Annotated in this window: 16 protein-coding genes; 9 read left to right on the forward strand and 7 right to left on the reverse strand. The window is 38.6% G+C overall.

Annotated features, from left to right (window positions below):
• The first annotated feature begins 175 nt into the window (after positions 1–175).
• A complete protein-coding gene (locus L3V38_RS09695) occupies positions 176–712 on the forward strand; it encodes a hypothetical protein (RefSeq protein ID WP_237119268.1) in 537 nt (178 codons plus the stop codon).
• Between the two features lie 18 nt (positions 713–730).
• Here the strand turns inward: L3V38_RS09695 and L3V38_RS09700 are convergent, their stop codons facing one another.
• Positions 731–1,921 (reverse strand): ectonucleotide pyrophosphatase/phosphodiesterase, encoded by a 1,191-nt coding sequence (locus tag L3V38_RS09700; protein WP_237119269.1) that lies wholly within the window; start codon positions 1,919–1,921, stop codon positions 731–733.
• 264 nt (positions 1,922–2,185) lie between these two features.
• Between L3V38_RS09700 and dgt the strand changes: the two genes are divergently transcribed.
• The gene (gene dgt / locus L3V38_RS09705) at positions 2,186–3,643 is read left to right on the forward strand and encodes a dGTPase (protein ID WP_237119270.1); all 1,458 of its coding nucleotides are present in this window, start codon (positions 2,186–2,188) and stop codon (positions 3,641–3,643) included.
• Positions 3,644–3,738: 95 nt separating this feature from the next.
• Positions 3,739–5,826: a hypothetical protein gene (locus tag L3V38_RS09710; protein WP_237119271.1), complete on the forward strand. Its 2,088-nt coding sequence runs from the start codon at positions 3,739–3,741 to the stop codon at positions 5,824–5,826.
• Positions 5,827–5,878: 52 nt separating this feature from the next.
• Here the strand turns inward: L3V38_RS09710 and L3V38_RS09715 are convergent, their stop codons facing one another.
• A complete protein-coding gene (locus L3V38_RS09715) occupies positions 5,879–6,574 on the reverse strand; it encodes a hypothetical protein (RefSeq protein WP_130151953.1) in 696 nt (231 codons plus the stop codon).
• A 328-nt stretch (positions 6,575–6,902) separates the two neighbouring features.
• On the opposite strand from L3V38_RS09715, the gene L3V38_RS09720 reads away from it, so the two are divergent.
• The 4 genes from L3V38_RS09720 to L3V38_RS09735 all read left to right on the forward strand — a co-directional run bounded on the left by L3V38_RS09720 (position 6,903) and on the right by L3V38_RS09735 (position 9,497).
• Positions 6,903–7,922, forward strand: a complete 1,020-nt coding sequence (locus L3V38_RS09720; RefSeq protein WP_237119272.1) for a hypothetical protein — start codon at positions 6,903–6,905, stop codon at positions 7,920–7,922.
• Between the two features lie 465 nt (positions 7,923–8,387).
• Positions 8,388–8,741, forward strand: a complete 354-nt coding sequence (locus L3V38_RS09725) for a hypothetical protein (protein ID WP_237119273.1) — start codon at positions 8,388–8,390, stop codon at positions 8,739–8,741.
• A 41-nt stretch (positions 8,742–8,782) separates the two neighbouring features.
• Positions 8,783–9,133 carry a hypothetical protein gene (locus L3V38_RS09730; protein ID WP_237119274.1) on the forward strand — a complete coding sequence of 117 codons (351 nt, stop codon included), beginning with the start codon at positions 8,783–8,785 and terminating at the stop codon, positions 9,131–9,133.
• A 19-nt stretch (positions 9,134–9,152) separates the two neighbouring features.
• Positions 9,153–9,497: a hypothetical protein gene (locus L3V38_RS09735; RefSeq protein WP_237119275.1), complete on the forward strand. Its 345-nt coding sequence runs from the start codon at positions 9,153–9,155 to the stop codon at positions 9,495–9,497.
• Positions 9,498–9,676: 179 nt separating this feature from the next.
• Here the strand turns inward: L3V38_RS09735 and L3V38_RS09740 are convergent, their stop codons facing one another.
• Together L3V38_RS09740 and L3V38_RS09745 are read right to left on the reverse strand one after the other, a co-directional pair.
• Positions 9,677–9,958: an antibiotic biosynthesis monooxygenase gene (locus L3V38_RS09740; protein WP_237119276.1), complete on the reverse strand. Its 282-nt coding sequence runs from the start codon at positions 9,956–9,958 to the stop codon at positions 9,677–9,679.
• Positions 9,955–10,176, reverse strand: coding sequence for a DUF2798 domain-containing protein (locus tag L3V38_RS09745; RefSeq protein ID WP_237119277.1), 222 nt, complete (start codon positions 10,174–10,176; stop codon positions 9,955–9,957). Before L3V38_RS09745 ends, L3V38_RS09740 begins: the two co-directional genes overlap by 4 nt.
• 81 nt (positions 10,177–10,257) lie before the next feature.
• Between L3V38_RS09745 and L3V38_RS09750 the strand changes: the two genes are divergently transcribed.
• A complete protein-coding gene (locus L3V38_RS09750; RefSeq protein ID WP_237119278.1) occupies positions 10,258–11,112 on the forward strand; it encodes a LysR family transcriptional regulator in 855 nt (284 codons plus the stop codon).
• 120 nt (positions 11,113–11,232) lie between these two features.
• Here the strand turns inward: L3V38_RS09750 and L3V38_RS09755 are convergent, their stop codons facing one another.
• On the reverse strand, positions 11,233–11,706 hold the full coding sequence (locus L3V38_RS09755; RefSeq protein ID WP_237119279.1) for a hypothetical protein: 474 nt from the start codon (positions 11,704–11,706) through the stop codon (positions 11,233–11,235).
• Between the two features lie 217 nt (positions 11,707–11,923).
• Here L3V38_RS09755 and L3V38_RS09760 point away from each other — a divergent pair, with 217 nt between their 5' ends.
• Positions 11,924–12,634: a hypothetical protein gene (locus tag L3V38_RS09760; RefSeq protein ID WP_062567774.1), complete on the forward strand. Its 711-nt coding sequence runs from the start codon at positions 11,924–11,926 to the stop codon at positions 12,632–12,634.
• 74 nt (positions 12,635–12,708) lie between these two features.
• Here L3V38_RS09760 and L3V38_RS09765 read toward each other — a convergent pair whose 3' ends face one another.
• Positions 12,709–13,626 carry a histone deacetylase gene (locus L3V38_RS09765; RefSeq protein WP_237119280.1) on the reverse strand — a complete coding sequence of 306 codons (918 nt, stop codon included), beginning with the start codon at positions 13,624–13,626 and terminating at the stop codon, positions 12,709–12,711.
• A gap of 166 nt (positions 13,627–13,792) precedes the next feature.
• The gene (locus tag L3V38_RS09770) at positions 13,793–14,665 is read right to left on the reverse strand and encodes a nuclease-related domain-containing protein (RefSeq protein ID WP_237119281.1); all 873 of its coding nucleotides are present in this window, start codon (positions 14,663–14,665) and stop codon (positions 13,793–13,795) included.
• Between the last annotated feature and the right edge of the window lie 234 nt (positions 14,666–14,899).

A 14,899-nucleotide genomic window follows, 5' to 3' on the forward strand; every position in this document is an offset into this window, starting at 1 on the left:
GAGTTTCGGTGACAAAAAAACGCGGATTATGCTCATCATCGGGGAGTGAGTAAAACAAGTTAATTTTATCGTCACGATGATAAAAATGACTACAAACTGAATAAACATTGACCACATTGTTAAATTGAGGTAAAAAGTCACAGTAAGTTAACAATAAACCCGATTAGAGAAACATGTGAACAGGACGCTTGCATTAATCTTCATTATTCCACTGAGCGTATTTGCCTTAAATGAATGGCATATTCAAAGTGGTGCCTTTAAGTTACAGCCCAATGCTGAGGAGCTTTTTGTTTCCAATGATACGCTGACTAAACACACGATTCCGCAGCCCGTTGTTAACCTAACAGCACCACTTAATCAGCTTTCAAATCGTGCACACGATTACCTTTATAAACAAGGCCGTTTGCCTAAAAGGCTCAATAATACAACGTTTAGCAAGTTTGACCTTGGCACTCTAAAAACACTGCAATCCGGTGATAACTTCATTCTTATCGTTGACGAGTATCAAAGTTATACTGTCGAAATAACTAATATTATTGAAGCAAGTAATGGTAACCGCAGTGTGTTTGGCAAAGTGAATGATCACACTAACGCATTTCATCAAGCTGTAATGACTCTTACCGACAACACGTTGCAAGGGCAGTTTAACGCTGGCGATAAGAGTTATAAATTTGAAAGCTTTGGCGAGTTTGGCTGGGTCTCAAAAATTTAACCTAGCCATTTAAACTTTTTATTTAATGGCTGGCCACAAAGTTTCACCATCACTGTCGATTGGGCTTAAAATTTTCAGCCCTAATAGTTTCGCAATAAGCGGATACACATCTAAGTTATTCACTTCATCTAGCTGTACATGTCGTTTAAATGCAGGGCCTGTGGCAATAAACGTCGCGGCCATATCATCTGTGTATGCATAGCCATGCGTACCTAAATAAGAAGCCATTTTGCTATCGGTAAATACTCGCGGTGCTGTGGTTTGTAAAACAATATCACCAACCCGAGGGCCTTTATCGTAATGATAATCGCGCTTTTGTTGGTCAGTTAAAACGATAAAACGGCCATCTGCTGCTTTAGTAAGCTTTTTACTAAAACCCTTGATGTCTGCTTTGCTATTTGGTTTTGCATAGTACAAAACGCGAGGGCCGGTGTTTTGCACCATAAAATTGTCGTCTTTTGGCAGACTATCTATTTTGATGCTTAGGCTTGGATCAACAGACGCCATACCGTGATCAGACACAATCACTAAGTTAATCTTTTCATCAAGTGCTTTTAAACGCGTGTGCAAGTCTGCCATTAAATTATCTAGCTGTTGAACCGCATCGTATGTCTGTTGTGCATCTGGGCCATACTCATGCCCCATGCTATCCACCAACGAAAAATAGCTCACCACCAAACGTGGGCGCTGCGCTTTTGGCAAGCTTAACCACTGAATAATTTGATCAACACGCTTTTGATAATCACTGTGTTTAGAATAATGATAAAAGTAATCAGGTAACATGCCATTAAAACGCGCATCAGACTCTGGCCAAAAATAAGTAGCTGCTTTTACACCTTGCATTTGTGCAAGATTCCAAAGCGGAATACCATTCAGCCAAGTGCTGTCATCTTTACCCTTACCCATTTTGTAGCACTCATTACGCTCAGTATCACAAAAACGGTTATCAACAATGCCGTGGTTGACTGGCAATAAACCAGTAATGATAGACAAGTGATTAGGAAAGGTTTTCGTCGGATACACAGGGCGCATTTTGGTGGCTCGTACGCCCTGTTCACTGATTATTTTTAGATTTTTAGCATCATGTTTTTCAATATAATCCCAACGGAATCCGTCAATCGAAATAAGTACAACACTCTGTTCTTCAGTAGCTTTAACCACTGCACTGGATGCCAGTAAAGCGAAAAAAATAAAAGGCCAAATACGCATTAAGAATCCTTGTAAGTTAATTTTTTAAGTCATTAAGTTAGTGTATCTAACTCACTTTAAAATTTTGTGATCATAGCTACAGCTACTTTTTAGCGTAACTAAGTACAATCATTTAATAGCAAGTAGTTTGAGCAAAGTACGCAAACTAAAATTATAACTTAAAACTAATATTTTAATTTATGATACAAGCTGTTAGATTAAATTTAATCTTTAAAATCACCAAAAGTAATCACCACGACTGTAATTTACTTGGTAGGAATAGAAATGATCGATTTTCGAAAAAAAATAACACCCGCTCGTGAAATGCGCTCTACCAATAATTTACATACAGCGCTTGAAAGCGACCGTGGTCGCATTATTAATAGCGCGGCCATTCGCCGTTTACAGCAAAAAACTCAAGTGTTTCCGCTTGAGCGTAATGCAGCTGTGCGCTCACGTTTAACTCACTCGCTCGAAGTACAACAAGTTGGGCGCTTTATAGTACAAACGATTTTTAATAAATTAAGCGATGCTCAGCAAAAAGAGTATGGCCTTAAAGGGCTAGAAAGGCCTTTAGAAAGCCTTATTGAAATGGCCTGTTTGATGCACGATATAGGCAACCCGCCTTTTGGTCACTTTGGTGAGGCTGCTATTAATCAGTGGTTTGCTAAGCATTTAGATGAACTTATTCCTGAGCGGTGTAAAGAAGTTGGCATAAGTGTTATTTTTAAACACCTTGCGCAAGATATAAAAAGCTTTGAAGGTAATGCACAAGGTATTCGTATAGTTCACTCTTTATTGTCACTAAATTTAACCTACAGCCAAACCGCTGGTATTTTAAAATACACCCGCCCTGCCAGTATGTCTAAAAAAGATAGTCCAACTAACAAAGATTATTTGATGAAAAAAGTCGGGTACTACTTCAGCGAAAAAACCTTCATAGACGCATTACAAACAGAGCTTGAAATAGAGCAATATTGCCGACACCCTGCAAGTTATATAATGGAAGCTGCTGACGATATTTCGTACTGCCTTGCCGACATAGAAGATGCTGTAGAAAAAGGCATCATAAGTGTCGATATACTTTGTGACAAGCTAAAAGAACAATATACCAAAACACTCACAAACCTGACATTAGACAATACGAAACACGGTGACTTTGCAGAAAAAGCAATTGATTATGCACTAAGTAAAGCCGCTGAGCAGCCATATAACTTTAACAGCGAATTCTTTATTTACCTGCGAGTAACCTTACTACATCCTTTAGTAAATTATGCTGCTGAGCGCTTTATCAAAAACATTGAAGCTATTTACCATGGTGATTTTAATCAGGCACTGCTTGAGGATCGCAGCCACTTACATGCAGTAACAAAAACGCTGAAACAGGTCGCGCTTAATCACGTATTCTGCCACAAAGAAGTTGAACGACTTGAACTTCAAGGTTACCGTATCATTAGCGGCTTACTTGATTGCTATAAACCTTTGCTAGCACTTGATCACGATAACTTTAAGCGAGCATTAAAAGGCGATAACAACTTACTTATTGAAAGTAGACTTGTTAAAAAACTTTCTAACAAGCACTTAAACAGCTACCAAAAAGCCATAGATGCGCTTAAAGCTGAGCCTGGTCACTACGCAGCTTATGAGTTTTATTATCGTTGTCGCTTAGTTCAAGATTATATCAGCGGTATGACTGACCAATTTGCTTACGATGAATATCGCGCTTTAATGGTTCTCGAATAAACCTAATTTGTTAACCAAATGTGGATAAATTAGTCGACTGAGCTTAAAATAATTCAATATATAGTCACCAGCTAAACCTCACTGGTCAGGAATCTATGTCAATTATAAAAACGACCCTTTTTTTGTTATTTACTGGTCTTAGCTTTACCAGTAGTGCCCAGTACAACGAAGCAATGTGTATTTTGTTAAAACAACAAATGCATGAATACCGCGATAATACCAGCAACCGAAACTATCGCTCAGCGGCCAGAAATTTTGAAAAAAACTGTAAAAACCCGACCCCAGTTAATAATACCGCCGCGCTACAAAAGCTCACTTCAGAAGCAACACCCACACCACCTAAAACAAGCATAACAGAGCACTCAGGTGCGATTAAAGGTGCTGCTGAAGATGTTCCTAGTCAAGCACCAGTTCAACAAGCACCTCTAGAGCCAATACAACAAACACAGCAACCAGCAGAGCCAGAATTAATTGACTCTTCACTCAGTTCTGAGCTTAATAACAGTGAGCCGGTTCAACAAGATAACGATAGCCAGTCAATGCCAAAACTGCCACCAGCAACAGAGCCAGTGACTGAAGCGGCACCAATTACAAACACAGAACCAGCAGAGCCACAAGATCCTGCTGCAATTAAAAACGACGCAAATCAAGCTATAGAGCCTGCTAAAAAACCGGCTCCGGTTGTAGTACAAACACCAGAACCAAGCTCATCAAACTCATTATTGATGCCAAGCCTGCTTGTGTTATTAGTGCTTTTAGTTGGCGGCCTATTTATTTTGCGCCTTCGTAAGAGTAAACAGTCCGATTCGAATGCTGAACTTGAAAACACCTTGCTTCAAGCTCAAGCTGCAAGTGCCAAAATAAAAGCGCAACAAGCATTAGATGAACATGAAACAAGCTCAACAGAATCACAACCACACTACGAAGATGAGTTTGAGAGAGCATTTAATGACACATTTAACACGAAAACGACAACGTCCGATGATGAAGAATGGTCAGAATTTGCGCGCTTAAATGCAGAACACGACGAACAAAGCTCCTTCACCAGCACCGAAGAGCAAACAACTGACTTTGCCCATGCGCATGAATTCAACGAGCTTGAAATTAGCCACGAAGAAACACAGAACGATGAATCTATTCAAAGTGATGAACTTGAGAGCACACGCAGCTCATTTGGATTTGACGAGTACAACACCGCAGAACCAGCAGAAACAACGCCGAGATACGACGAGTCAAATAATAACGAATTAGGTGATGAGTTAGGCAGTGATGAGTTAGACAATGACATTAAATCAGAGCTCAATGATGAACCCGAGTTTACCAATACACGTAGCTCTTTTGGGTTTGATGAGTACAACACCTCAGAGCCAGCAGAAACGGCGCCAACATACGACGAGTCAAATAATAACGAATTAGGTGACGAATTAGGTAATAATGAGCAAGACAATGACATAAAACCAGAGCGCGATGATGAGCCTGAACTAACCAATACACGTAGCTCTTTTGGGTTTGATGAGTACAACACCTCAGAGCCAGCAGAAACGGCGCCAACATACGACGAGTCAAATAATAACGAATTAGGTGACGAATTAGGTAATAATGAGCAAGACAATGACATAAAACCAGAGCGCGATGATGAGCCTGAACTAACCAGTACACGCAGCTCTTTTGGATTTGATGAATATAAAAGCGATGACCAACCTCTAAAAGATGACGTACCTGAGTACGATTTGTCATCTTTAGTAGATGACGATCTGTCTTTTACAGGCGCAATAGATGAGCCTGAACACTTAGCCGAACCTGCAACAATTACGCTTGCTGACGATGACATAAGCGATGATGACTTAGCAAAAGCCCTGCAAACACTTGAACAGGAGCTGCAACAAAATACAACTGAGCTTGCTGATGCGCCAAAGACGGCACCCATTATGACTGACACGAACCTGCCAGATAATGATGACGATACACTATCTTTAGATGAGAGTGACATGCCTCAAGGGATCAGTGATGAACAAAAAAAAGAAACAAGCTCAACAAACCCCTTTGCTAATTTGTCGCTAGACCCTACGTGGGATCCCAACTCAACCGAAAAGCCGCAGATTGAAAGTAAAGAAAAACAGCCCAAATCACAAGCGCTTATTGACGCAGAAAATAGAGCGAAACAACTCAAAACAGATGATTAGCGTTGATATTAGTTTAGTGCAATAAACTACTCGTAGTTTATTGCACTCTAACTTAGTCTTTAATAACAGGACGTGGCCGCATTAAAAAGTGAAAAATAAAGATAAGCGAAAAGAACACCGTTACGGCCAACGCACATAACACAATAATATTTGTTGGTAGAATTGTATCGTTAGTGTAGCTATAACGCTTTAACTCCCGTTCAGCCATTATTCTAGCTCGTTCAGACTTACTCGGTAATACAAACTCGTGAAAGGAATCTGTCGATTTAGCCTCAGCTCTTTCATACTGCGCACTTTTTTGCTGCCACAACATATCAAACTGCTGAAACTGAACCTGTTTATTCTCGATACACCAATCTAAATATTGAATATTTAAAGGCCTGTGTAAACAACGCGAAGGAATAACATAATAACGCTCCCACGCTGCTTGTTTACTAATATAACCTTGCTCAGATAAGGGTTTAGCTAATGGGTTTTCAAGATAAGCAATATCTTGGTTATAAAACGAATGAGTTCGCTTTAATATTTGTTCGTCAGTTAAGCAATTATCTGAAATGCGCGATGAAAGATTATGTAAGCGTTGTTTGTACGAATCAATTTTATCGAGTAGGTGGGTTTTTCGAATGGCTGATTGCAGCTCAGCTCGCTCTGCTTGCATACTTTCGCATTGCTCAACACTAAGAGCTTGCTGCCCCCATGCAAAACAAGGAGCCATGAATAAAGCTGATAATAAAATCCTTTTGATCATAAATTTACGTCACTGTAAAAGTTAGAGGTACAGCCTAACATTTTTATATAATACTGCAACAAAACAGCGCTAAAATGACTAAAAAAGATGATAAGTAACTGCTTTTTTGTTAATACATTTTAACTGCTTATATACTAAATAACTCCCGTTAATAAGCTCTCCTCAAAAACTACTGAGTTTAACTTACTTTTAAAACTCTAAATTTAAATATTTTATATAAAACTTCGCTAAGCTTCTTCAAGGAGTATCCATTATTTAAAATCGTTGACTAAATAAAATAACATGGATAACATTTTATGATGGATGAAATATATGTATGGATACTTTTATGGCCTTGGAAATTAGAATTTGTATTGATTCAGTAACCGCTGAATTTGTTAAGTGCAAAGAAGATAAAGAAGATACCTTCACGAAAGACAATCACCATATAAAAAATCAAGTGATTACTTCAGGCACTCCTTATATATGGCGAAGAGAGTATTCAGGCTCTTACACTCCGCCGACAAATGAACAACAAAGCATAGTTAGTCAATTTGACTCATTGCCAGCACAATCTCGCAGAAATATAGCTAACATGCTACGTGACTTTGGTAGTGAAAGACTATTAGCAATCTCCGACTTTCAAAATCAAGTCATGCCGTTTCTAGCACAAAATACACATGGTATTGTAGGTTCTGGCGCTACATCTATAGAAGCCCGCAGCTCAAAGTTTGCTTCTTTAGCTAATAAGTACGAAGCCGCTTTAAAAGATATACGTACTGCTCATAAATCAGGAATGCCAAAATATCATATGGTTGCATTAGAGCAAAAAGCGCTAAATATATTCAAAGAGCTTAACGTTAAATTTCAAGCTGAGCTTCAACGCTTTATGAATACTAATCGGGCCAGTCGCCGAGGCACTGTTTGGTCTAACCCAAATCGCGGTATCAATATAGCTAAATCAGCAAGGCATTCTGCCAAGCTCGATATAAGTAGCACTGCTGAGTTCAATAAAATTAAGCGGATTGAAAATACAGGACGCTGGCTTGGCAATGGCATGATTTTACTTGATGGTGCGTTCAGAGCGAACAAAGTGTACAACGACTATAAAAACAATAAGGACTGGCAACGTAGTTTATCAACAGAGCTAGCTAGTTTTGGGGCATCAACGTTTGCTGGTATTCTCACGGCGACATCGGTAACTACAACCCTATCAACATTTCTAATGTTAACTCCATACGGATGGGTAGTTGCCTTAGGAGTAGGGTTAATAGCAGGCTTCTTTATGAGTCTTGAAGTTAATAAAAAAACTAAAAAGTTGACAGAAAACATATATGATCGACAGCCTCTAATGAAAGATGTATTTTAATGGCAATACTGAATTTTATTCTATATTGCGCCATTTTCTTCTTTGTTCTCATGATGATAATGACTGTGATATTCCCCAGAATATCAATACGACATATCGAGAGTAAAATGCAGGAAAATGGAGTTTCACCTCCGAGTTGGGATAGAGGAATTGGAGCCAGTGCTCCTTTTTACGCACTCGCTATCTTTGTAAAAAGAGCTCGTAAGTCTACGCCATTATTTGATGGCAGGTTTGTCGCCAAACACGCAAGGCCAATTGATAAGTTTCTCGCTTTTTTGCATCTTGTATCAACATCTGGCTTTATAATTAGCGTATTCCTTACGGTAATTTTAGAGTACTTTTTGTTGTAGCTGAGTTTTTTACTTATTTCTAAAGTAAATATGTGTATTAATACTAATAGCTTCGTAAAAAAAGGTTATTGATAATATTTATGGTCGTAAACTATTCATAGGGGGTATTTTATAAATGGATCTTACTCTAGCTCCTATTTTAACCTCCTTATTTTTAACTTTTCTTTTCAGCTTTTTTATTTCATCTCTTTTACTTTCAAGAGTGTCGATTAAGCATATAAATAAAAAAATGGAACTAGATGACCTGTACCCACCCAGCTGGGACCGAGGGATTGGAGCAAGCGCTTCGTTTTATGTATTTGCAATACTTTTTAACAAGTACAGAATTAAAAACAAACTATTTGATGCCCGCTTTATCGCTAAACATGCGCGGACTATTGATAAGTTAATTGCAGCAATTTATTTTACTTCAGTGGCAGGCATGATAATTTGCCTCTGTATTATTACTTTATTTAAAAGCCTTACCTGAAGGAAAGCTAAACATTAACCTCTATGACAGGAGGCGCTATTATGACGTTCTCATTGGAAAAATTAGTTCTAGCGAACATGTTTGTATTCATGGCTTTAGCGTTTCTTTTTGTAGTTTTATTTACACGCTTCTCTATCAAGTACATAAATAAACAAATACTAAACGACAGTGTTACTCCTCCGCTTTGGGACAAAGGCATTGGCGCTAGTGCCCCCTTTTATGCCATGGCAATATTTTTCAAACGCTCGCGATTACCCACACCTATTTTTGATGGCCGTCTTATAGCAAAATATGCAAGGTCAGTAGACAAAGTACTAGCATTCTTACATCTTTTTACAATGGCAGGGTTCACAATCAGTGTATTTACAGCCATGTATTTAGATAAACTCTAAACAAAAGAGAATTTACAAAATGGATTTTAAAATCTTTATTTTCTACTCCTTCATTATATTTACAGTGGTTACTTTTGCGTCAGGCGTGCTGTTTTATCGAGTATCTGTGAAGTATATAGATAAGCATATGGAGAAAGATGGTGTCTCTCCCCTTAGTTGGGATAAAGGTATCGGCGCAAGCGTTTCGTTTTATATATTTGCTATGTTTTTTGAGCGTTCAAGAATCCCAACGCCACTATTTGATGGCCGTTTTGTAGCTAAATATGCAAGGCCTATCGACAAAGTTATAGGAGCTGCGCACTTAATCTCGGTTTTTGGGACAATTATTTGCCTATGTATCGTTTCTTATTATCAAAAAGGCTAATTCCTTTGCCTAACTACAAAACTATCGATGATCTAAAAGTGCGATTGAGTAGGCGTGGAACTTGTTTCGCGCGCCATGCCATATGGCCATACAGTAAAGCGCCCCACAACCAATTTATAAGTGATAAACGAGCTATAATGAGGTGCTTTAATAACCGAATATTTATATTTGGCTTTTAACTAATACACCTCTACTTTTGAAACCTCAACAGGTTGTGCCAGCGCATTTTCATAAAAAGCGAACACAGCTTTGGTGTATGGCTGCTCGTAATGAGCATCAAGTGCAGCTTGCGATACAAACTGCTCAACTAAAAACAGACAACGCTGCTCTTTACTCGCAAACAGCTCAAAACGATTACAACCATGCTCTGCACGAGTGGCGTTTAATATACTCTGTAAACGCCCTTTACAGTCTTCAAATAATGCTGCTTTAGGGGTAATTTTTGCTACGATATTAATCATACTAACTCCTTAGCGTATAATTTTAAAACCAATGCCCTTATTGGCGGCGCAACTGTAAAAGCCACCACAAATGCAGCAGGCCATGCATTGGCAAACGCCTTCATCCAGCTTACTAAAAATGTATCGCTTAGCCCTAAATTGACATAGGTAACCCATGCCGAAAGCAAAAATGACATTAAAAACGAAAATGCCGCAGTAAATGTAAAATGAATTTTCATATGTCCTCCTTGGCGTTACTATATTTGCATAGCCTAAGTAGCAACAGTCACGAAAATGCAAACTAAGATTGAGGGAGTCGTATGCTGGATGATCTGCATTTATTTATCGAAATAGCCCGCCGTAAAAGCATGAGCCAAACAGCAAAAGATTTAGGACTGAATCTATCAACGCTTTCTAGGCGCATTCAAACACTCGAAGACAAGCTCGGCGAGCCATTATTACAACGCACAGCCCGTGGCATTGTGTTAACCACCAAAGGCGAGTCACTTTATAACGAATTAGGCGAGCAAGTGCTTGCTCTCAATAGTCAGTTAGCACAATTAAACGACTCGCCTACCGCAAAAGACTTTTACTTGTTGTGCCCACAAAACATCATTGCGGGTCCACTGATGGGCGCAATTAATCAATTTGCGATGGCAAACCCTGCGTTAAACCTCCACATTTACCCAAGCAATGCCAATAGCCAGTTAAGCCAAAAACGTTTTGACTTAGCTATTCGTATTGGCGAACAACAAGACTCTAGCTACTACCAAAAGCGCCTAGGTATGATTGCAATTAAACTTATAACAAAACAAGGCGCACCTAAATCACGTTTAATAATCCCCTACTCTGAGTCACAACTACCCAGTGGTTTGCTAAACAAATTAAAAAAAGAGTATGAACAAATAAGCTTTTGTTTTGATATTACAATCGCCAGAAAAATGATTGAAGCAGGCTATGGTGCTGGCATACTCCCCATGAGTGAAATAGCCTGCATTAAAGACACCTATCAATTTAATTACCTAGATACGCCACACAATTTACCTGCAAGGCCTATTTACGCCCTCTGGCCACATTCACGCACCCCCTCTGCCAATGCCCAGATCTTAATAGAACAACTGCAAAACAGTATTACTCACACCCCTAGCTTACAAGGGGATGTGATAGAGCTATAGAATGAGTAGCAGCAATTTTACATCGCGATTTAATAGGCTAGTTTTAATAACCTAACGTAGCAGCATAAAGCCACTGCTACGTGTGTAAGAAGGTAACTAAAAAACAGGCCTAATTTCGATTTAAGGCTGGGCATTCCAAGTAGATTCAAACAAGGCTTTTTGCTCAACTTTGTTTTCACTACACCATACAAAATCCGCTTGCTGGATTTTCTTTGCTCTACAGCGCTCTGGCAGCTTATAAAACTCACCCCACGCTTTACGTTTTTCATCATCATTGTATGAATTAGAATAAACCGTAGAGTTATATACTTTCGTATTTAAAAGCCCTGTCGGGTTTGACCGGTAACTATAATTACCGCCATTACCTGCGCTTTTTGTCGGTTTTTTGCAATATTTTGCCAGCAAAGTAAACAGCTCATCGGAGCGCTTATTCCAACGCTCACCTTGTTGTGCGCTATAACTGCGATTCATTCTTTTACGAATAGACTCACGTTCAGCTTTAATGTTATCGCATTGGTTTTGAGAGTATTGCTCGTTGGCAATTGAAGTTGGGCTCACTAATAAACTAGCGAGTAATAAAATCCATTTATTCATAATTTCACATCAATTTTGTTAATTGTTTTTCCCTACAAATATTATCGACTAAAAAATATAAATAGTCTCAGAATTTTCCTGCCTTTTATAACATAAAATAAACAAAACTCTATTTATTTTAGGGCTATATAAAGTACCCAAAATTTATTTTTAGCATATTAACATTACAAATAATCATGATAGAATTCTGGCCATAGGATTTTAATAAGGATATTTTATGGATATTATAATTGGCCAACACGTGCTGAAGAAAAAAGCACAGTTAACCCAACTTTCAGATCGCGCAATCGGGCGAGAGTTTAAAGATCAAGCAGCCCTAGCAATACAAATGACACAATGTAGCGCAGCTGTTTATCGTCGCTTACAACGAACGTATAAATCAACCATCACACCAAAAGATCAAAAACGTGTAAAAGCGGGCGGCTTAAGTACAGAATCTGTGACTTTTTCAACAAGTAACCGTAGCCAAAAATCTTTCAACAGTTTACTTCCCGCTATGCGAGGAGGTGCATCTGCTCCTGGGAACGTGCCAAAAACATCTAATGATGTTGCTGTTGCTTCTAACCAACCCCAAGCAACTAACTTACTCGCTTTACTACACCCTATACTCAGCGAAGATATTATGAAAACGGGTAACAGTGTAGAAAAAGCCGCAACAATACTTGGCCTTGTTACAACAACAGCGGGTTTTGTTATTCCTGGCGGCGGCGTTGCTTCTTCAATCGTAAGTTGGGTAGGAAGTGGCGCAACTTATTCAAGCTACTCAATGTCAAGAATTCGCCCCGATGCACCAGACCGCGCTTTTCATCAACTAACAAACTACATTACCTGCTTAGCAGCATGGAATAAAAAAGCGTGTGAGTTAATTGATATTGCCGACTCAAACGGCCAATGGACTTTCCGCGATATTGAAACGGGCTTTGCATAAAACAAAGCCTTTATAATACACAAACACCACAGCATTGTACTTGGTGTTTGTGATTTTAAAAAAAATTAACGCTTCTATAAGGCCGTACACGCTCTAATTGCAGCAGCAATAGCTGACGCACTTTGCTTTGAGTAACCCCCGCCGCCAATAACGACGGTTGGTATACTTAGGCTTTTTAAACGAGATAAAACACTCTTTTCACGTTCAACAACATCCTCTATTGTAAGTTTAAAGCCACCCAGTTTATCAACGGCCAGTACATCTGTTCCTGCAATTACAAAAGCCAAAGCATATTCATCAATGACTAATTCGAGCGCTTGATTAAGTTTCGTCAAATACTCTTCGCCTTCGACACCGCTTTTTAATGGCACAGGAAAATTCACTCTATTGCGGGTGAAGCTCGATGTTGGGTAAATATCTTCATTGTATACATCTAACAAATGTACGTTTTCATTATCTTTAAATGAATACGCATTACCGTTACCATGATGAGCATCAACATCAATAATCAACACTTTATCTGTTTCGCTTAAATGGCCATTTTTTCGTAATTGCTGGTAGGTAATGCCAATATCATTATAAATACAAAACCCTTCCATATTTAAATTACTAGCATGATGAAAGCCACCAGATAAATTCCACATAGTCTCGCCAGAATCTAGCGCTTTTTCAGCACCTAGTAGAGTACCCGCAACAGCTAAACGCATAGGAGTTAAGATTTTTTTATCTAGAAAATCAAAGCTAACAAAAGGGATTTTAGGAACTTCAAGGGCACGGAAAATAAGCGTTCGACTCAAGACCAATTTTCTCATTAGCTCATTGAGGTACTCGTTAATTATATCGGTAGAAATTGGTTCATTCGGTTGGATTACTTCAACATCCACACTATCAAGTTCAGATGCCACTTTGGCAAACTTTTCACCATCAAATGGATGCAAATACTTCAGTAATCCTAGCTGATAATTAAAGCGTGGTTCATAAATAACTTTCATATTTATGCATTTTCCGTTTCTGCAAGCTCTTTAGCGTAACGCAATACCTCATGAGGTGTCCAAACATGTACTTTCAGCATACAAAAAGCTTTCCCCCTATAAGGACCCACCTTTACATTTAAAAGTAATAATCAATTACGTAGTTCAAAATAACCATGCAAGTAATTTAGGCTTTGGAACTATTTAGGCACCTTTGAACAACTTGATAGCAAATAGCCTTTTGTATAGTTTCATCTAGCTGATTTTGGCGCATCGATAAGATGGCTTTGCTCAACTGTTTGTGAGAAACGATAGGGAATGGTGGTCGTTGCTTTAGTTCTACAAACCAACCTGGAAAGCACAAAATAGGTGTTATTTGCGTACTATAACCTGTGGCCTCACTCAACCATTTATAGACCCATTGAGCTTGCCGCTCTGTTTGATCAATAGGCTTACTCTCATTCCATGAAGGAAAGGCAAGAAAGTTATTTTCAAACCTTACTTTATAATTGATGTCATCTTTTATGCGCTTATGCCGACCTTTTGTCTCAATTGCAAAAACACCATTTGAACCAATAACCAGATGATCAATATTAAAGCCATCTGCCTGAATATCATGAAATACTTGGTAACCATGTGATTGCAGCTCAATCAACTCTGATGCAACGGCTAACTCAGCATCCCGCCCAAGTTTTAATTTTATAAGTTTGTCTGACTCAAGCCATAACTTTCTGGCAGTATAAGTTAATCCTAAAAAGATAATACTAATCAAAAAGTAGTTTAATTCACCACTTGCAAACATCTCAGCAATACCCTTTAGCGCAAAAGGCAAGGTGATAATTAATACTGCTAAAAATATGTAACCTACAACGTCAAATATTTTGTCATTAACTTGATCATTCAATGTCTGTGCAGCTAAACGCAAAAGCTTTTTGCGCTCAACAGGTAATTTAGCATTTTTTTGATGTACCCATAACTTAAAGAATAAAACACCAAGTATTGAGTAGGCCCCAAGGACAATAAATAAAAGACTTAGCCCTTGATTTAATAAGTTTTCCATTAGCATTCCCTGTTTTAACAACAGCTTATTTATACATTAATTTTTAAATTCTGTCGCGTTGACACTAACAACCAAAAAGAAGTAACCACCGACTTTTCTTTGGAATCGCTCGGCGCCCCGAGGTTCACACTGTTTCCTCAATTTGAATTAATTAAATGAACGTAACCAGCGTAGATAGGCCATCCATGGCCAAGCTACGCTTTTTACAGCATTGCCTAAAAGGATTTAGGTACT

Origin of the sequence: Pseudoalteromonas sp. L1 (assembly GCF_021728095.1) — a bacterium.
Classification (GTDB): Bacteria; Pseudomonadota; Gammaproteobacteria; order Enterobacterales; family Alteromonadaceae; genus Pseudoalteromonas.